Genomic DNA, 18,603 nt, shown 5'->3' on the forward strand with positions numbered 1-18,603 from the left:
TGAATCTCCCTAAAACGGAACAATAGCTTTAACACAAATATTGCGCCCCATATTATAGATCCCCGAACTACCATTTGGCGATGCGTTGTAATACTCAAAATATTTCAACCGGTTTAAATTTGATTGATAAGCGGTATCAAAAAGGTTATTTACCTGTACCTGTAATTGCAGTTTATGTTCGCCCGAGTATTGGATACTTGTACCTGCTGATAAGCTAAATAGCGTATAGCCCGTGGTATGGGTTTCTGTACTATTTAATGCCAGGTAACGGTTTTGTGCGGCATTGATATCAGCCTCTGCTTTTAAGTTAAGCGATTTAAAAGTACCGCCATTAAGTTTCAATTCCTGGCTAATGCTGCTTAAAAAATGCAATGGCGGGATAAGCGGCAAGTATTCGCCCTGCAGTTTTTTGTCTTTAAAAGCGGCGTTGCGGTTAAAGCCATAAGTAACCGCCAGCGAGTTGTCAAACGCGAAACCCTTCCATGCTACCGGGTGCAGGCCAAAAGTGGCCTCAATGCCGTATAATTGCGCTTTAGCCTGTTGGTATTGGTAGGTCTTGTTTCCCTGCGCGTCAACTATGGCATTGCCTCCCGCGTCAACCTGTTGCGATAAATAAATGTAGTTGGAGATATTGTTATTGAACAGGCTGAACGTAGCCGAAATATCAACCATATTAGCTTCTATACCCAGGTCCTCCTGTAAAGAAAACTCGGGGCCAAAGTTACGGTTGCCCAGGTAAACAATATGCGCGCCGGGGTCGAGCCCGTTTGATGCAAACTCGGTAATACTTGGTGCGCGGTACCCCCGCGCTATGTTGGCTTTTAAATTTAATTGCTGATTGATGGCATAGGTACTACCCAGGCTTACTGATAAACCATGATAAATTTTACTAAACGCCGGGAACTGAAGTTTGGCGCCGGCAATATCCTGCCCCTGTACATGCCTGCTAAAATTTGTCGCCGGGTCTGTTTTGGTATAAAAATCGTCGCCGTGCTGGTAGCGTTGGTCGTAACGCAGGCCGCCGCCTATTGTCCAGCGGTTGTATTTCCATTTGGCAAAACCATATACCCCGGCGTCGAACGAGTTATAGTCGGGGATGGGGAAGTCGGTAGCATTTTTACTGCGGTTGTTTTGATACATCCCGTTAACCCCAAATGATAGTTCGGTATGCGCAAATACGGGCGCGTTGTAGTTAACCCGATAGTTTATGGTATTTAAACGCACAAACAAACCCGCCTGCGCTAGGGTACCGGGGTGATTATACTCGCGCCGCACATTTTGCTGGAAAGCAAGTAAGGCATCGATATCACCACCACCTATTCGGTAATGGTTCTTAGTATAAATTCGGTAATGCTGGATATGCTGGTGCAGCGGGCTAAGCTGGTAGGAGTTTAATTGGGTGTTTGATGCCAGCGGCCTGTTTAAAATATCATCAACATTACCCTCAAGCGTTTGGTACGTGAATTTGCGGGTTAACGAGTCGCGGCTGCCATCGGGTATACCCTGCAGGTTATCGTAAAGGGTGAAATTGAGCGATGTATAACCTGTGCTGCCGGTATGTTTTATACTTGCCGACGCGTTGGTTTCCCTGAACCCGGTATTATACACCCGGCCATCAATATTATTGGTATAATTTTTAGCTATGCGGTATGATCCCCTTAAAGCGTAGCTCCAATGGGATGTAGCGTAAGTGAGGCGCAGGCCGTTGCCAATCAAACCATTATTGCCCTGGTATTCGGTAAAATATTTACCATGTATCTTTCTGTCGGTATCAGCAGGCATGGCAGGTATCAACCCAACTACCCCCGCCAGCGCGTCCGATCCATATATCAGGCTCGACGGTCCTTTAACCACCTCGGCGCGGTCAATATTATATGCATCAACTTCAATACCATGCTCGTCTCCCCATTGCTGGCCCTCCTGCCTTATGCCGTCGTAAAGGGCGAGTACCCGGTTATAACCCAGGCCGCGTATAAATGGCTTGGAGATATTGGGCCCGGTTTTAACGGCGTTTAACCCGGGTACATTTTTTACCAGTACATCAATAATATTGCTTTCGGTGGCCTGCTCCATTTTTTTAGCAGATACACTAATTATGGGTATCGGGTTTTCTCGCGCCAGCGTAGCACGGGATACGCCGGTAACTACAACTTCGTTTAATGCTTTTTTATCGGGGTGCAAAAATATCTCGTGATTGTCCTTCGGGCCGGTTAGTATTATGGTATCCGTTTGGTAACCAATGCAAGATATAACCAGGGCGGTGTTGTCCCTGTTTGACGGTACAACTAAAGTAAAGCGCCCTTTTTCGTTTGTAGCAGTGCCAGTTTTTAATGAGGGGATAGTAACGGTACCATACATAACCGGCTCGTGCGTCAGCTTGTCTTTTACCGTCCCGGATATTGAAAAGTTTTGTCCGAAACAATTTAAGTTGATTAGGATAAGCAAATAAGTTAGGTAAGATATTTTCACGATTTAAATTTTAGCAAACATATAAATAATATTTAGTCAATCAATTAAATAAAATTAGGTTAATCTAATTTTTATAACGAGGCAAATTTCGTTATGTTTGTAAAAAGATCCTTTTATGGTGCACACGCTCACCGAAGAAAATTACCTGAAGGCTATTTTTCGTATTTCGCAAAATGCGGATGTTAAGATAACGCCTACCGCTATTGCCGAAATGCTGAAGAACAACCCGGCATCGGTTATTGATATGATTAAGAAATTATCAGACAAAAAACTGATAGATTATGATAAGCGCGAAGGGGTAAAACTAACGGGAAGCGGCTTGAACGATGCCATCCAGATCGTACGGAAACACCGGCTATGGGAGGTTTTTTTACTGGAAAAGCTAAATTATAACTGGGACGAGATTCACGATATAGCCGAAGAGCTGGAGCATATCCAGGATGATACGCTTGCCGACCGGCTGGACAAATTCCTGGGCTTCCCTGAATATGATCCGCATGGCGACCCCATACCAAAAGCAAACGGCAAAGTTCCTAAATCATTCTCGGTTACCTTAGCTAACGTAAAAGACGGTGCAACCTGCCGGGTAGCCGCGGTAAAGGACACCAGCAGCACATTTTTACAATATCTGCTTAAATTGAATATAGGCATAGGCACAAGCATCCGCCTGGTAGAAAAAATCCCTTTCGATAATTCACTGGTTATCAGTATCGGCGGAAAAGAAAAAACAACCGTCTCGCAAAAATTTGGAGAAAATATTTTAGTAGACGAATAGCGAATTAGCTATGCCGGTAAAGAAGCTGGCGCTGCGGCTGGGGTTAAAATAAAACAGTTTTAAAGTTATGGTGTTGCTGTACTATGAGATTACACACCGCAACCGCCATATTTGAAAACATGTACCACGCAGAAGACGCGAAAGAATACCTTTTGGGCCAGGATATGGAATTTACAGAGGGAGATATCAGTATAACCCCGGTAACCCCAGGCGAGGAAAAAGTAATACTTAAGGCGCACGCCGATTCGCCCCGCGAAATGCAGGAAGCGGTTGATGTGTTGCGCAATTATGGCGGCGTAGAGATCAGCATAACGGTTTAAACAATCCGGTTATTTAACCGCAGTCAGCTTTATCATCGTTACACCATGGGGCGCTACTATTGCTTTATAAGCGCCGTTAAATATGCCTTTGTTAGCATGTGCCCACAAGTCTCTTATTTTTGTTTTTTTGGCTGCGCCGATGTCTTTAAAATTCAGCGTTAAAGTCGCGCCGGTATCTTCTTTATTAAAAAGCGCAACCGCCTTCGAGCCATCTTTTAATTGCTTTACCCAGATCTCCCTTTTGTCGTCGCTCAACAATCTTGTGCCTGGTTTGGTTGCAGCGTCCTGATCAATGGCTATGATCTCTTTGTTCAACAAGATATTCTTTGTCGCTGCAGACATACTGCGCACATCATTACCCAATATCAGCGGGGCAGATACGACGGCCCATAAACTAAATTGGGCCTTTTGCTCCTCGTAAGTTTGCTTATTATTGCGCGGGTAGTCAACAATCAAATTGTCCGGGTCATTCCAATGGCCGTTGCCGGCATAGTCTTCTTTGCCCACAACCTGCTGAAGGTTGGTGTACCAGTTTTTATAGGTTACCTCGGGTGTACGGTCTATAAACTTTACAATGTCGCCGCCGGTGCGCCACATATCCGCAATTTCTGCGCCCCATAAATGTGTTGTGGGACTCGAAAAGATGCAGATCTCAAACATAATTGGCCGGCCTGTTGCCTGCAGGGCTTTGCTCATGCGGGTGTGCAGTTCGCGGTCGGTATGTTTTTCCTTTTCGCCGCAGGCATCATATTTTAAATAATCAATTCCCCACGCTGCGTAGGTTTGGGCGTCTTTTTCTTCGTGATCATAACTGCCCGGGTAACCTGCACAGGTTTTCATTCCGTTTGACGAATAGATGCCGATCTTTAATCCACGCGCGTGCACATAATCTGCCAGGTACTTCATGCCATGCGGAAAGCGTGACGTATCAGCATATTGCCGACCTTCGGCATCGCGGTTGGCTGCCATCCAGCCATCGTCAAGTTGTAACAGTTTATAGCCGGCATCCTTAAGACCGCTTTTTACCATCGCGTCGGCAACGGCCATTATCTTTTTTTCATCTATCTTATCAATAAACGGGAACCAGCTCATCCAACCCATAGGCGGTGTTTTGGTAACTGCTTTGTACTGTGCCTTTGCTGTAAAGCCAAGGCCTGTAACAATTGCTAACGCGATGATGGTTTTTCTCATGTTTATTTAAATTAAAATTGCTTCATTATTTTAACCAGGCTGTTAGCTATTATTTCACAACCCGTATCAGACGGGTGCAGGCCGTCGTAAGTCAGATCTATTGCTTCCATCGGATAAGGATAATCATCCGTTGCCGGGTTAAAGGGGATCCCGATAAATTTAGGGTAAGGATAATCTGTATAAGTACCCGTAGCCGGATCTTTAAGCCGTTTAAACTTCACTAATTGCTCCAGCGTAAAATCTTTGTTATGGTAAAGATCCGTTACCGGGATCTTGTCGAATTTGCCTACTTCCACTATCGCGTTAGCAACAGCTTCCAGTGTTTGCCCATTTTTTGTTTGGTATGATCCAAAAGCGTTGTTGCGCTTATCAAACAAATAAACAAAATCAACTCGTTGTAAAGGCGTCATCAACACAATTTTAGCATCCGGATTTAACGCGCGCAGCTTATTAATAATAATGCGGAAAGAACCATAAATGGTTTTATTGCCGGCGTTGTTTTTATAGTCGTCCAAAGTGCCAATTGGCCGGCCCTGCCACCAATCGTTAGTGCCTAAAAACACGGTGTAAATATCGGCTTTAACCAAGCCCAGGCTATCAATATGGTTAGCTATCCCGCCCGATGTCCAGCCGTTGTAACCTTTGTTGACGTAGTGAATATTTGGCAGCTGCTCTGTAACCTGTGTTAAGTAACCACGGGTTAATCGGTTCTGCGTTTCGTTTTTATGATCATTTAAATAGGTGATAGAATCGCCTATGGCAATCCAGGTTAACTCTTTTTCTTTAAAGGATGTTAACAGGCATGCTGTAAATACTATGAAGGCCAGTTTTTTCATGGAGATAAATTACCATTGGTGGGATAATTTAAGCTAACATAAACAGAATTTTTAAATTACCCGCTGTTATTTTATCAACCCAAATCGTTTTAAATAGCTGTAAACATAACAACCGGCGCAAAACCCGGCTAATGATTCTAAGGCAGCAAATATCATAATTACAATAAGCACGGCTTTCGCTGTAGTTATAAAACCGGTAAGCAATGCCAACAATATCATCACCATAAAACTTAAGCCAACAAATGCGGCAAAACGCTTTGGGGCACGGTCCACAGGTTTGTTTTTTAATTGGAGCAGCTTAATCAGCACACCCGCTATAATAGCCAGCGGACTAAACTTATTCAAGTAAAAACTCCGCAAGGCAAAGTCAACCAGCAAAAAAGCAGCTATTAACCAGTTAGCAGTACCAAAGCATAACACTACAAGCATCAGCACCAAAAACGCTACCATGCGCGCCCGGTTTTCGTTTATGGTTACAAAATCTACCGGGCATTCCAGATCGTTGTTCATCTGCAATTCTAAAAAATTAACCGGTTAAATACTAATGTAACATTGTTCGCTACTGTACGGTACACTGTAACGTAACCGAACAGTTCTAAATAGACTTTTGATACTAAGTTACTGATTATCAGTATTTTAAAATAAAGGCATGTAATTAGCGTATTAATCAGCATAAAAATCCAGTGCCATGATAAAAAATTATTTACGCGTTGTTTTCAGGAATTTGGCCAAAAATAAAGCCTTCTCTTTTATCAATATTGTAGGGTTGGCCGTTGGTATGGCGGCTTGTTTGCTCATAATGCAATATGTGAGTTTTGAATTGAGTTATGATAATTTTCACACCAAAGGCGATAGGCTTTATCGAATAAACCAGGACAGGTATACCGGTGGCAAGCTTAGCACTGTTTGGGCCGCGGGCGCATCAGCTGCGGGGCCTGCGTTTAAAGCCGCTTTTCCGGACGAAATAGAAGACTATACTAAACTATTGAGTACAGGGCAGGCCTTGATTAGCCACGGCGACCAGAAATACGTAATTAAAAATAACTTTTTGGTTAGCGGCAGTTTCTTTAAGCTATTTAGCTACCGTCTATTGCAAGGTGATGTCAACACAGCACTGACCGAGCCTAAATCTATGGTGCTAACCGAGTCGGTGGCTAAACAGTTGTTTCATGGCGCCAACGCTATGGGCCAGACCGTTACTTTATATGGTAAAACCATGAAGGTAACCGGTATTATGCAGGACATGCCTGTAAACACCCACATCAAATTAGATGTTATAGAATCGTACACAACTTTAAAAGAGATCTGGCAGGCGCCGCCGAGTTTTGATCCGGAAAAGCAGTGGTTTTCAGATGGTTTTACAACATATGTACTTCTTAAGCCTGGTGTTAACCCTAAATTGCTTGAAAGTAAGTTTGTGCCGATAGCTAAACGCGGTTATGCGGACATACCAAACGAATCGGCTGTTTATACGTTACAGCCGGTAAAAGATATCCATCTTTACTCAAACCGTAAATTAGAAATCGCTTCCAACGGCGATGGCAAATCAGTTTACCTGCTATTAGGTATAGCTATTTTTGTGATAGTTATTGCCTGGATAAACTATATTAACCTGGCTACCGCCCGTGGCATGGCCCGCGCCAAAGAGGTTGGTGTACGTAAAACATTAGGCTCGGCCAAGGGACAGCTTATCCTGCAGTTTATGTTTGAAGCCATGACCCTTAATGGCCTGGCTATGTTGGCAGCTGTTATTATTATAGCGGTATGCATCCCGGCTTTCGCGTCGCTTACCGGGTTAAACATTGGCTTAGCATTATTTAGCAGCTTAACCTTTTGGTTGGGCGTATTGGTTACTTATTTGGTTGGCTCGGCCTTTTCGGGCTTTTACCCCGCAATGGTATTGTCTAATTATAAGCCGGTAGAAGTGCTAAAGGGCAAAATATCCACCTCATCAAAAGGTGTGGTGTTGCGTAAAAGCTTAGTGGTTTTCCAGTTTGCCGCCTCCATCTTTTTATTGATAGGCGCGTTAACGGTTTACAAACAGATCAGCTTTATGCAAAGCCAACAACTGGGTGTTAATATTGATCAAACGGTAGTCATCAGGTCGCCGCTTATACGGGTTGATTCAATGCGCCGCGATATGCGGATCTTTAAAGAAGCTACGCTTGCTATGTCGGCTGTTAAAGGGATAAGCGTATCAAGTGATGTACCCGGCGGCGAAGTGGGTACTAACCGCGGTAAATTGCGCATGGCAGGGCAAAGCGAAAACTCAAACGTACAATGCCGCGTTATTACTACGGACTATGATTTCCTTAAAAACTACGGCATAAAGATCATTGCGGGGCGCGATTATTCACCACAACACCCGGGCGATGAGGAAACGCTGATAGTTAACCGCTCGGCCGTAAAATTATTTGGCTTTAATAAGCCTGAGGATATGATTGGTAAGCAGATGATATTTGGCGGCGGTCCGCATACCATTATCGGTGTTACCGAAGATTATCACCAGCAGTCATTAAGAGATAATTATGATGCCGTAATTTTTGATTACAGCTCGTGGGTAGGCGGCAACGTATCCGTAAAAATAAGCCCCGATAATGCCGCGCAAACTGTAGCCGCCTTAAAAACAAGTTGGGCCAAATATTTCCTCGGCGATCCGTTCGATTATTACTTCCTGGATAATCATTTTAACGAGCAATACAAGGCCGACCAGCGCTTTAGCAAGGTGTTTGGCATATTTACGCTGATAGCTATTTTTGTGGCTTGCCTGGGCCTGTTTGGCCTGGTATCCTATACCATCGTACAGCGCACCCGCGAGATCGGGATCCGTAAGGTATTGGGCGCCTCCGTTAATGGTATCCTGCAATTATTATATAAGGATTTTGCCATGCTGGTATTGGTGGCCTTTGTGGTTGCCGCGCCAATAGCGTGGTATGCCGTGCATCAATGGCTTAATGGTTATGCTTTCAGGATCGGGATTAGCCCGCTATTCTTCCTGCTGCCATTTGTGGTTGTGCTGATCATCGCTTTTGTAACCGTATCATGGCTAAGTATAAAAGCCGCGCTGATGAACCCGGTAAAAAGTCTTAAAACAGAATAATACTAAATAACTGATCATATTAAATGCCGGTAGTTTATAAAGCTATCGGCATTTTTGTTATAAATTAGGCATGTGAAAATAGCTCTGAAATACCTGGCTTTTATTGTTTGTTTGATGCCGAAGTTGCTATCGGCACAAACCCTTACGCTAACCATCGATGCCAAAAATAACGCGCAAACTATTGATAACATTGGCGCGTCGGGCTGCTGGTTCTCTGAAAGGGATAGGCAAATACTGGCCGATGGAAAAACGCGAAAGAATGGCCGAGTTATTATTCAGTAAAGACGTAGCCACGGACGGAACATTTAAGGGCATCGGCCTATCTGCCTGGCGCTTTAACATTGGCGCGGGCACGGCAGAGCAGGGCGATAGCAGCGGGATCCGTGATTTTAGAAAACGGGTTGAATGCTTTTTAAATCCCGATGGTACTTATAACTGGGATAAGCAGGCGGGTTACCAATGGTTCTTGCGTAAAGCGAAGGATTATAAGGTAGAGAACCTGATAGCTTTTGTAAATAGTCCGCCGGTACAATTCACGCAAAACGGCCTGGGCTATAAAACCGTTAAGGACCATAAAGCCAATTTAAAGCCCGATAAATACAATGCTTACGCCGATTTTTTGGCCGAAGTTGTTAAACACTTTGACGAGCAGAAACTGCATTTTAATTACCTGAGCCCCGTTAACGAACCGCAATGGGATTGGGCCAACCAGCCCGGGCAGGCCAGCCAGGAGGGCAGCCCGTGGAGCAATGAAGAGATCCATCACGCCATAACCGCGGTAGATGCAGCGCTAACCCAAAACAAGCTAACCACCAAAATACTAACGCCCGAAGCGGGGCAGCTGGATTATTTATACGGCAATAACACCGCTACTTCCAAACAGATCCAAACCTTGTTTGCAGCTAATGGCGCATATAATTTCAGCGATTTGAAACATCTGCCAAAAATAGTGGCCGGTCATAGCTACTTTACTGATAACGGAGATAATAACCTCATAAATGTGCGTAAACACCTGGCAGATACCGCTGCTAAATATGGTGTGAGTTTTTGGCAATCAGAATACTCCATGCTGGCCGATGGTTATAAAGAAGGTACCCGGGGCCGCCGCAGCCAGATGGATTGCGCGCTGTTTTTAGCAAAGGTAATTAACCACGACCTGACCATTGCCAACGCCGCTGCCTGGCAATTATGGAACGCCTGGGAACCGGGCAATGCCGAATGGGATACCCGTTATTACCTGCTTGCGCTAAAGCCAAACGCCGATTATAAAGACGGCGAATTTACCATCACCAAAAACTTATGGGCATTAGGCAATTACAGCCGCTTTGTGCGCCCCGGAATGAAAAGGTTAGTTACTACCCGCAATGATGGATTAACGCCTGTACAAGTGGCGCAGGATGTAATGGTGTCTGCATTTACCGGAGGAAAGGATAAACTGGTAATGGTGGTGATTAATTATACTGAGCAAACCCGGTTGATAACACCTGACCTGAAAAATTTTAAACCGATAAAAAACTACCGCACTTATACTACATCTGCAAATGCAGGTGATGATTTAAAACCATCAGCCTTAACCAATTTAAACGGTGCAATTAGTTTGCAGCCAAGATCAATTACAACCATAGTGTTCTATTAACGATCAGGAAAAGGGCAGCATGTAGCAATACGGTTTTATATCTTAATGAGGATGAAAACTTTAATGACTGGTATATGTTGTTTTTGAGATGACGAGAAAACAAAAGGCCCAAACTCCGCTCAGATCTGCCCTTGACGATAAACACAGCCGCGGAGATCATGTTGCGGTGTTTATTTCAAATAAGCTGGGAAGCATTACGTTCCTGGTTGTTTGTGTTTGTTTTTTTATTTTTTGGATAACACTTAACCTGGGATTTATACCAGCTTTACAGCCGTTTGACAAGTACCCTTTCCCGGCGTTAGAAATGGTTGTCTCGATATTCGCTATTATCCTATCCGTATCCGTACTGATCAGCCAAAACCGCCAGGGCAGGTTAGAAAAACTGAGGCAACAGGTGGAGTTCGAGGTTAATGTCCATGCCGAAACGGAGATCACCAAGGTACTAAGCATGCTGCATGATATTCAAAAAAAGCTGGGTATCCATAAACAGGACCAGGAACTGGAACACATGAAAGAGGAACTGGACCTGCAACAACTCCATGAACGTTTGGACGAACAGGAATAAGTAGTCCCGTTTTACCGGATCCAGCAACCATCTTTCCTCAAGCTATTCTATTTCACTTCTGCATCAAAAGCGCTGTTTAATATCACACCATTGCGCTTAGCCTGGATCCAGATGCGGTATTTGCCCGGTTGTGGAAACGTATAAGGGAAACTTATTTGGTGCGCCATGCCGCCGGGCTTAGTTGGTGCCATATCGGGCATATTTGCCATTAGCAGTTTGCTGCGGTCGGCTTCCGGCATTGCATTAAGGCGGGTCATAAAATGATCAACACTATCGGCAAAAACTTTTGGTTGCGGCAGGTATTTATCCAACGGTTCATGAAATGCCATCCTGTCAAGCAAAGCCTTTTGCGATGCCATGGAATAGCTGCCAGCGGGATGCAGATGGATGTATACGCTGCCATCATCTTTTAAAATAACCGCATGTGCCATCATACCCATGTAAGGCTCTAATTTGGCAGGTTTACCTTCGGGATCTAAAATTTCAAATTGCAGGTTGGTTAGTTCGCCGGCTTTAATTTCTTTGCCGGGGCTTTGCATCCAAACGGCGGTCGAGCCATCATTTAGCCTGGTTTCTATCCCCGGCGAGCCGCAGATTGCAGCGCCGGTACGGGTAGCGGTTTTGCTGTTAACAGCGTTGCTTAGGTAATAAGTATCGTCAGGATCTGCTGCTACCGTTGGCTTGTTATTCAGCCCTGCATTATGGAAGATGTTTTCCTTAACATCCAATGTGTCTACAATAGTTTCCGCAAATCCGCTCAGGCGGGTTATATCAGCGTACACCCAATATTTGCCGGCGGGCAGATTGGGTATTTTGGCCGTAAAAGTTACCGAGTCTACCCGTCGCGGATGCAGGTGTGCAAATACATCCAGCTCGCCGGCTTTTATCAAAAACAGGTGCATCAGCTTTCCATGATCGGGCACCAGGTAGCTCATTTTTCGGGTAATGTTCATCCGGCGCCTTTGCGTCATCGTGTTTAGCTGCATGGTATCAACAGTAAGCGTTAACGTGCCATCCTGCCCGTTTACCGTGGTGGTAGCCTGCAATGGGCGATATAAAAACTTATTGTAACTGGCCGCCGCGGCGTTCCACCAGCTTAAGCCTCCCCACAATATCAGTATTAATATACCCAGGCTTGCAACGCCGCCAATGGCCCGCCTTCTGCGCAGGCGTTTGGTCATTTCTTCGCCGGGGTTAAGCTGGCTGTCGCCCATGCTTGAACTGATTATAGTTACCATCAGCAATACCAAAAAAACAGCCATAGCTAACAGTCCCCAGCCCAGGCCCGCAGGCATGGCACGCTTAGCTGTTGATACGGCCATAACCGGCACCAATACCGTCCCCTTACCCAGCGGACCATCAATCATTATTTCGATGCTTGATGTACCCATGCTCATAAACCAGATCTTTACGTCAAAACGGCCGGGCTGGCCGGCGAACGCTGTTGCCTGGTCGGCACGTGGTGTGCCGTCTGCACCAAATGTCCAATACACGGGTTTGGCAAATACCCTTACGCCTTTAACCCCGTCCTCCAGATAAACAGTGACATTGGCAGTGCCCGGTATTACATCGGGCGGGTTAATGCTTACAATAACTTTATATGGCCCGGCCTTACCCTCGAAGGTAACACCGGGGCTGCCTACGTGGCCATAGCTTTTAACAACGGCCAGCAGCAGGCTAAGAAACAGAACAAGTTTTTTCATGATAAAGGTTAGTTACCGTTTAACTGATTTCATCCAACGGCCCCAGGTTAGCCCCAGCCAGCTCGAAAGAAAGGCAAGTACTATGGCAATACCTAAACCGGTAATTAACGTTGCGCCGCCATCTTCATTGTAAAGTTTATAACGATATTCATAGGTTGGGTTTGAACCAAAATACCATGATGTTGTGCCAAAAAACCAGTTGCGGGCATGTACGGTGGTAAGGAAATCGCCGAATGGCCATTGTACTGCAAGTAGTATTAATACAAATGCTGCGCCTATGGCAAGCGCCTTTATAATTGATGGTTTGGTTAATAAACGTTGATTTAGCCAGTCGATAGCCATTGCCGGGAAGATGAGCAATAACGGGAAATGGAAACTTTGATAATGAGTGATGTGGTTAAGTATAGGCCCTAATTTAGGTTCGGCGTGAAATAAAGGAAGGATCCAAACCAATAATGCCATCACCACCATATATACCGCAGTCATCCGGGTAGCGCCCCATTTGGTGGTTGATGCACTTGATACTGCAACCAGAAACAAAGGGAACAATCCGCCGCTTACCTGGTAAAACAATACCCTATGCATATCATGGCGGTCCAAATATTCGGATGCTATGGTAAATAGCATCACCAGTAAAAAACCCGACGACAACATAAAGCAGGCTGCCAAAGTTTTTTTAGAGTAAGTAGCTATTATGCTTTCGCGATTTTGCAGCGCCATTACGCTTACCATCGCCCCAAATTGTATGGTTATCATACCCAATAGTAAAACCGTGTGTGGCGGCGACAGGATCTGTACGTCCAGCCCAAAAGTGTTGTGCCACCAGTCGTCAAAAGGGGCAGAAGTTATCATGGTGAAGGCACCCCAGATACAAAACAGCGCGCCTAATGATCCGTAGAAAACTTTCCAGAAATTGATGGATTGCTGCTTTTCCTCCCTGCGGCCGGCAAAGGTTAAACGCAGCACATAATAGCCCGAAAACAAACCGGATGTTACCGCGCCCAGGTACGTAACCAAATGCGGCGGCGCAAACAGGCCGTCGCGACCGATGCTCATGTGCCAGGAGATATCCCATATTAAACCAACGGTAATACAAAACGAGGCAAATACTACGGCGTAAATATAAAACGGCAAAGTAAGCGTGCCGGCAGGGGCCGTATCATCTTTTGCTGATACCTGTGATAGGTTGATAGTACTCATTTAATGGGATTATTTAATTTTGCTGCTACATCAAACAGCACTAAGATAGCATATCGTAATTAAATATTAACCGGTACGTAAGCCATTTTTTACTTATTGGCAATAATTTTATAATTATTAAATCATCAACTAATAAAAAGCTATTATATTTGGTATGTACAAACATATAAACATGAAAAGGCTACCTACTATAGTAATTTTATTATTCGTTTTAATAACTACGAAAGTCAACGCTCAAAAACCGGTTCCGCATTTTGGGTCTATTGGCTTGCAATCAACCATTGCTTATGTTAAAAGTAACGATGGCAACAGGCGGATGATAAGGTTGCTTTTTAAGGATGGCAAAAACTTTACCGGGGCCGATGCAACCGTAACTTTTAACGGCACGACAGAGACCGTTAAAATACCTGCAAATAAAGACGGTGCCGATGCCTTTGAAATTTTGCTACCCGGCGCACCGGTAAAATCGGCTACCCAGGCAAACGTTACTGTACAATCTGAAGGGAAAACTTATACCGCCAGCTGCATGGTTGAGCCGGCTAAAGCTAACTGGCGGGTGTATGTGTTACCGCACTCGCACGTAGATATTGGTTATACCAATGTGCAGGCCAAAGTTTTAAAGCTGCATATGGATAATATTGACGAGTCGATAGAACTGGCTAAGAAAACCGCCGATTACCCTAAGGAGGCGCAATTTAAATGGACCACCGAGGCCATGTGGGTGGTAGAGAATTACCTGAAACAAGCCGATGCCGCCAAAAAGGAAAGATTTTGGGACGCGGTTAAAAAAGGCTGGATAAGCCTGGACGGCGCTTATGGTAACACCAATACCAGCATGACAGATTCAAAACAGCTGATGATGATGTTTGCCAAATCGCAAAAGCTGGCTAAAGAGCATGGTATCGAGATCCATACCATGTTCCAGGGTGATGTGCCGGGCGCATCGTGGGGACTATCAGCGCAAAGCGATCAAACCAATATCAAATACTTCCTATCAGGGCCAAATGCTTCCGACAGGATAGGCTATTTAGCGCAATGGCAGGATAAACCGTTTTACTGGGTATCGCCATCGGGCCGGCAAAAATTACTGTTCTGGCAATGCCAGCCGTATTCTATCGGTTATAAACTAAAAGGAACCAAGATCCCTAATTTTTTTACCATCGAGGATCCTAAGCCTTTTTATACCGGGCACCCGTCTGATAATTTTTTAAACCCTTACCTGTTTGAGTATCTGGGCGGATTAGAGAAAGCCAACTTCCCTTACAACATGTCCATCCTTACCTGGGCCATGAGCGACAATGCGCCTATCGACCCCGAACTACCGGATGCCGTTAAAGCCTGGAACGAGCGTTTTGAATCGCCGAAGCTGATCATCACTTCAACAAAACAGTTCTTTAATGATTTTGAAGCTGAGTATAAAGATAAGATCCCAAACATAAGCGGCGATTATACCGAGTACTGGACCGACGGCGTATCATCCGCGGCACGCGAAACCGCTTTGAGCCGCGAAACATCTGATCAGTTAAAACAAGCCAACGCCATCTGGGCTATCCGCAATAAACCGGCCTACCCGGCTGCCGATGTAGATGAGACCTGGAAGAACCTGTTGTTATATAACGAGCATACCTGGGGGGCTTTCAACAGCGTAAGCCAACCCGAAGACCCGAAAGTAAAAAGCGAGTGGGCCATGAAAAGGGGCTATGCCATCCACGCCAAAGGCTTAACAGATACGCTAACGGCCAAAGTGCTTACCCCGGTAGCTGCCAAAGCAAACGCGGTTGATGTTTACAACACGCTGGCATGGCCGCGTACCGATGTGGTTTATTTACCTGCAGCCCTAAGTAAGGCCGGCGACCTGGTAAAAGATGCAAGCGGTAACAAAATTCCATCACAACGGTTAAGTACCGGCGAGCTGGCTTTTGTTGCCACCGCCGTTCCTCAATTTGGTAAAAGTACCTACACCATAGGTGCGGGCAAAGCTTTTGTACAGGGTGCTGCAACAATTAATAAAAGAAGTGTAAATAATGGTATCTATATGGTTAATATTGATGAACAAACAGGTGATATTAACCACTTAGTGAGAAATACTGGTGAACAAAGCATAACACTGGTTGATACCGCTGGTTTTAATAAATACCTGTACATGCCCGGCGATTCTTTACAAAAAATCAGCACAAGTTTGGCACCTAATATCAGCATAAAAGAAAAAGGGCCACTGGTAGTAAGCTTGCTGATTACCTCGCAGGCCCCCGGCACAAACAGCCTTACACGAGAAATAAGACTGGTAAAAGGTCTGGATAAAGTTGAGCTGATAAATACTATAGATAAAATTGCTATCCGTAAAAAGGAGAGTGTACACTTTGCATTTCCATTTAAAGTGCCGGATGCAAAGGTGCGTTATAGCATCCCATGGGGCAGCATGACCGCGGAGGCTGATCAGCTTACAAATTCAAACCGCAACTGGTATACCATGCAGCGCTGGGTTGATATCTCTAATGCATCGTATGGTATTACTTGGTCAAGCCCGGATGCGCCATTGTTTGAGATAGGAAAGATCACTACCGGCGGATTATTGGGCGGCTTACGTTTATCGCCGCTATGGTTAAAATACACGCCGCAATCATCCAAAATTTATTCGTGGGTGATGAATAATTTATGGCATACCAATTTCCCTGCCGACCAGGGAGGTTTAGTTACGTTTCATTATATTTTCCAGGCGCATGCCAGTGGTTATGATAGCTTTAAAGCCAACCAGGATGGTTTAAATAACCATCAGCCATTAATTGCTGCAGCTGCATCGCGCGATGCGAACGGCAAGTTGTTTTTTAAAGTTGATGGCTATAATGTATACGTAGAATCAATAAAACCTGCTGATGACGGCAACGGTGTAATAGCCGACGTGGTAAACGCCGGCGATGCACAAACCCGGGTTAACATTGTTCCGCAAGGTACGCCGGCCATAAAAATATGGGAAAGCAACTTAACCGAGGATAAGAAAAGCAGCTTAAGCAACAACTTTACTATACCGGCTAAAGGGATATTAACCGTTAGGATAGAAAAATAAAGGTTATAGAATAGGCCGTTGTTTTTGTGCATCATCCAATACCAATACCCAATCGTTTTCTGCACCGGTTGTAGGTGGCGTAAATGTTAACGGGGTATTGCCGTTTTTTATAGTGCCGATGAGGGTAGCTTTCCCGGTTTTAGGATCAAACCACCAGCCTTTTAAGCTTTGCGCTTTAAGCCTCGATACATCCACCGCTATTGGTTTGCCGATCGGTAAATAAACCATCGCGTAACCATTATCACCATCGCGGAACGCGGTAATATAATCGCCTTTTTCACCCTGCCCGCTTTTTATCATGGCCTGGTCAGGCACGCGGTTTAATGATGGCCGGGATAATATCAGTTTCTTTAAAAAACCTGCCTGGAAAGCCCCTGGACGGTCGAGCGCCTCTTCCCAGTAACGGTCAGGGAAGCTCATCGGTTCTTCGCGTGTGCTGTAAAACTGCCAAACGGCCTGGTGGCCATAAGTAACACCGCAAGCTCCGCTAAAAACGGTGCGGTAAAGCTGTTTACGTACATCGTAATCCCTAAAATAACCTGTATTGTTCTTCCAGTTTACGGGGTGGTCCTCGTAGTTTGGTTCGCCGTCTAAAACAGGTTTGGCGGGTGTTAAATTATAGTCGCGCCGTACCCAGTTCCAAACCGGGAAATCATGAATGCGATGTCCCGATTGTATCATATTAAAATCAAGCGTAGGCTCATCTTTCCAAAAATCTGTAGATGATGATTCGCCGGCAGGATGGTAGGTTATCAGCACCTTATTTCCGGCGCCTTCCCGTACCCCTTTAACCATTAACCGCCAGATGGGACGCCAGTCGGCAGTATCATTTTTAGCTGGCCTGTCGCCGCCAACTATCCATATAATGTTAGTATAGTTTTGATATCGTTTACCTAAAAATAGTCCGTATTGATAGGCGTTGTTTATAGTAAAAACAGGTTTCCCTGTCGACCAAAACTTACTTACATTGCCACCCCAGGTAGGTAGTAAGCCAATGTATAATTGTTTTTTTGCGGCCTGTTGTATTGCCCAGTCAACCATTTTAAAATAAGCTTCGTTAGGTTTGTTGGGATCACTATTAATTAGCGGCCTGTCGCCATTTCTGTTGGGTCCGATGGGGCCGCCTTCATCATTTAAAACTACCGCCTGGATAACGTTAAAGCCCTTTTGTTTGCGATTATCAAGGTATTGGGTTATCTCGTCTTTAGTTAAGCGGGTAAACATTTGCCAACCCGTATCGCCCAGCCAAAAAAAAGGTTTGCCGTTTTGATACTGTAAGAAATGCCCGTTAGGACTCACCATTAGCCGGTCATTTTCGCCTGGTTTTTGCCCGAAGGCACCATCAGCGAAAACTAAAAGAAAAGTTAATATGACCAATTTTTTCATCGAGCGGACTTTCTTTTTAAATAGATTATCCCGCCCAATAAAGATGCCGGTGCAAAAATGATGATAGCGAATAATTGCGTCCAATGGCTGCCGTCTGATGTAAGCAGGGATACCGCAGCAAACGCCGCCATTATAAATGCGAGTATAAAGTTTAGAGTGAGATTTTTTGTTCGGGCAATTAATTGCAAAATTAATCCGCTTAAAACAGAGAAAAATATGCCGTAGACGGCAGTTATAATTTTAAAGTTAATGGTAGTATCGGCATGCGGTTTCTCGCCCGTAAGGTTAAATAATAACACCGCGCTTGCAGCGAAAACTACATAACTTACAATAACGGCTAAAATTTTCCTGAGCATTT

The 18,603-nt window shown here is 44.8% G+C and carries 15 protein-coding genes; 7 read left to right on the forward strand and 8 right to left on the reverse strand.

The window, feature by feature from the left end; all coding sequences use genetic code 11:
- Nucleotides 1-9 precede the first annotated feature (9 nt).
- The gene (locus ABIB50_RS21815) at nt 10-2,469 is read right to left on the reverse strand and encodes a TonB-dependent receptor (RefSeq protein WP_429383282.1); all 2,460 of its coding nucleotides are present in this window, start codon (nt 2,467-2,469) and stop codon (nt 10-12) included.
- Nucleotides 2,470-2,584: 115 nt separating this feature from the next.
- Between ABIB50_RS21815 and ABIB50_RS21820 the strand changes: the two genes are divergently transcribed.
- Together ABIB50_RS21820 and ABIB50_RS21825 are read left to right on the forward strand one after the other, a co-directional pair.
- Nucleotides 2,585-3,244, forward strand: a complete 660-nt coding sequence (locus tag ABIB50_RS21820) for a metal-dependent transcriptional regulator (protein ID WP_429383284.1) — start codon at nt 2,585-2,587, stop codon at nt 3,242-3,244.
- An 83-nt stretch (nt 3,245-3,327) separates the two neighbouring features.
- Nucleotides 3,328-3,564, forward strand: coding sequence for a hypothetical protein (locus tag ABIB50_RS21825; RefSeq protein WP_429383286.1), 237 nt, complete (start codon nt 3,328-3,330; stop codon nt 3,562-3,564).
- 9 nt (nt 3,565-3,573) lie between these two features.
- On the opposite strand, the gene ABIB50_RS21830 is transcribed toward ABIB50_RS21825, so the two are convergent.
- From ABIB50_RS21830 to ABIB50_RS21840, 3 genes are all read right to left on the reverse strand, one after another.
- Nucleotides 3,574-4,755, reverse strand: coding sequence for a glycoside hydrolase family 27 protein (locus tag ABIB50_RS21830; protein ID WP_429383288.1), 1,182 nt, complete (start codon nt 4,753-4,755; stop codon nt 3,574-3,576).
- Between the two features lie 11 nt (nt 4,756-4,766).
- Nucleotides 4,767-5,591 (reverse strand): SGNH/GDSL hydrolase family protein, encoded by an 825-nt coding sequence (locus ABIB50_RS21835; protein WP_429383289.1) that lies wholly within the window; start codon nt 5,589-5,591, stop codon nt 4,767-4,769.
- Between the two features lie 66 nt (nt 5,592-5,657).
- A complete protein-coding gene (locus ABIB50_RS21840; RefSeq protein ID WP_429383291.1) occupies nt 5,658-6,101 on the reverse strand; it encodes a DUF4395 domain-containing protein in 444 nt (147 codons plus the stop codon).
- Between the two features lie 178 nt (nt 6,102-6,279).
- Here ABIB50_RS21840 and ABIB50_RS21845 point away from each other — a divergent pair, with 178 nt between their 5' ends.
- The 4 genes from ABIB50_RS21845 (at nt 6,280) to ABIB50_RS21860 (ending at nt 10,892) form a co-directional block, all read left to right on the forward strand.
- Entirely contained in the window at nt 6,280-8,691 is a 2,412-nt protein-coding gene (locus ABIB50_RS21845) for an ABC transporter permease (protein ID WP_429383293.1), read from the forward strand.
- A gap of 72 nt (nt 8,692-8,763) precedes the next feature.
- Nucleotides 8,764-8,973 (forward strand): hypothetical protein, encoded by a 210-nt coding sequence (locus tag ABIB50_RS21850; RefSeq protein WP_429383295.1) that lies wholly within the window; start codon nt 8,764-8,766, stop codon nt 8,971-8,973.
- Complete coding sequence (locus tag ABIB50_RS21855; RefSeq protein ID WP_429383297.1) at nt 8,951-10,327, forward strand: glycoside hydrolase; 1,377 nt, start codon at nt 8,951-8,953, stop codon at nt 10,325-10,327. The genes ABIB50_RS21850 and ABIB50_RS21855 overlap by 23 nt, the downstream gene beginning before the upstream one ends.
- 88 nt (nt 10,328-10,415) lie before the next feature.
- Entirely contained in the window at nt 10,416-10,892 is a 477-nt protein-coding gene (locus ABIB50_RS21860) for a DUF1003 domain-containing protein (protein ID WP_429383299.1), read from the forward strand.
- A 47-nt stretch (nt 10,893-10,939) separates the two neighbouring features.
- Here the strand turns inward: ABIB50_RS21860 and ABIB50_RS21865 are convergent, their stop codons facing one another.
- Together ABIB50_RS21865 and ABIB50_RS21870 are read right to left on the reverse strand one after the other, a co-directional pair.
- Complete coding sequence (locus tag ABIB50_RS21865) at nt 10,940-12,595, reverse strand: hypothetical protein (protein ID WP_429383301.1); 1,656 nt, start codon at nt 12,593-12,595, stop codon at nt 10,940-10,942.
- 12 nt (nt 12,596-12,607) lie between these two features.
- Nucleotides 12,608-13,795 (reverse strand): hypothetical protein, encoded by a 1,188-nt coding sequence (locus ABIB50_RS21870; protein WP_429383302.1) that lies wholly within the window; start codon nt 13,793-13,795, stop codon nt 12,608-12,610.
- A 172-nt stretch (nt 13,796-13,967) separates the two neighbouring features.
- Between ABIB50_RS21870 and ABIB50_RS21875 the strand changes: the two genes are divergently transcribed.
- Nucleotides 13,968-16,859: a glycoside hydrolase family 38 C-terminal domain-containing protein gene (locus tag ABIB50_RS21875; protein ID WP_429383304.1), complete on the forward strand. Its 2,892-nt coding sequence runs from the start codon at nt 13,968-13,970 to the stop codon at nt 16,857-16,859.
- A gap of 3 nt (nt 16,860-16,862) precedes the next feature.
- On the opposite strand, the gene ABIB50_RS21880 is transcribed toward ABIB50_RS21875, so the two are convergent.
- Both ABIB50_RS21880 and ABIB50_RS21885 read right to left on the reverse strand, forming a co-directional pair.
- Nucleotides 16,863-18,245, reverse strand: coding sequence for a glycoside hydrolase family 140 protein (locus ABIB50_RS21880; RefSeq protein WP_429383306.1), 1,383 nt, complete (start codon nt 18,243-18,245; stop codon nt 16,863-16,865).
- Entirely contained in the window at nt 18,242-18,601 is a 360-nt protein-coding gene (locus ABIB50_RS21885) for a hypothetical protein (protein ID WP_429383308.1), read from the reverse strand. Before ABIB50_RS21885 ends, ABIB50_RS21880 begins: the two co-directional genes overlap by 4 nt.
- Nucleotides 18,602-18,603: the final 2 nt, after the last annotated feature.

Origin of the sequence: Mucilaginibacter sp. UYCu711 (assembly GCF_050433825.1) — a bacterium.
Classification (GTDB): Bacteria; Bacteroidota; Bacteroidia; order Sphingobacteriales; family Sphingobacteriaceae; genus Mucilaginibacter.

Excerpts from the sequence above, each read along its gene's own strand:
- ABIB50_RS21855 (WP_429383297.1), top strand. The coding sequence starts at position 8,951 with ATGGCCGAGTTATTATTCAGTAAAGACGTAGCCACGGACGGAACATTT.
- ABIB50_RS21865 (WP_429383301.1), bottom strand. The coding sequence starts at position 12,595 with ATGAAAAAACTTGTTCTGTTTCTTAGCCTGCTGCTGGCCGTTGTTAAA.
- ABIB50_RS21840 (WP_429383291.1), bottom strand. The coding sequence starts at position 6,101 with ATGAACAACGATCTGGAATGCCCGGTAGATTTTGTAACCATAAACGAA.
- ABIB50_RS21870 (WP_429383302.1), bottom strand. The coding sequence starts at position 13,795 with ATGAGTACTATCAACCTATCACAGGTATCAGCAAAAGATGATACGGCC.
- ABIB50_RS21860 (WP_429383299.1), top strand. The coding sequence starts at position 10,416 with ATGACGAGAAAACAAAAGGCCCAAACTCCGCTCAGATCTGCCCTTGAC.
- ABIB50_RS21875 (WP_429383304.1), top strand. The coding sequence starts at position 13,968 with ATGAAAAGGCTACCTACTATAGTAATTTTATTATTCGTTTTAATAACT.
- ABIB50_RS21845 (WP_429383293.1), top strand. The coding sequence starts at position 6,280 with ATGATAAAAAATTATTTACGCGTTGTTTTCAGGAATTTGGCCAAAAAT.
- ABIB50_RS21835 (WP_429383289.1), bottom strand. The coding sequence starts at position 5,591 with ATGAAAAAACTGGCCTTCATAGTATTTACAGCATGCCTGTTAACATCC.
- ABIB50_RS21830 (WP_429383288.1), bottom strand. The coding sequence starts at position 4,755 with ATGAGAAAAACCATCATCGCGTTAGCAATTGTTACAGGCCTTGGCTTT.
- ABIB50_RS21880 (WP_429383306.1), bottom strand. The coding sequence starts at position 18,245 with ATGAAAAAATTGGTCATATTAACTTTTCTTTTAGTTTTCGCTGATGGT.
- ABIB50_RS21885 (WP_429383308.1), bottom strand. The coding sequence starts at position 18,601 with ATGCTCAGGAAAATTTTAGCCGTTATTGTAAGTTATGTAGTTTTCGCT.
- ABIB50_RS21825 (WP_429383286.1), top strand. The coding sequence starts at position 3,328 with ATGAGATTACACACCGCAACCGCCATATTTGAAAACATGTACCACGCA.
- ABIB50_RS21820 (WP_429383284.1), top strand. The coding sequence starts at position 2,585 with ATGGTGCACACGCTCACCGAAGAAAATTACCTGAAGGCTATTTTTCGT.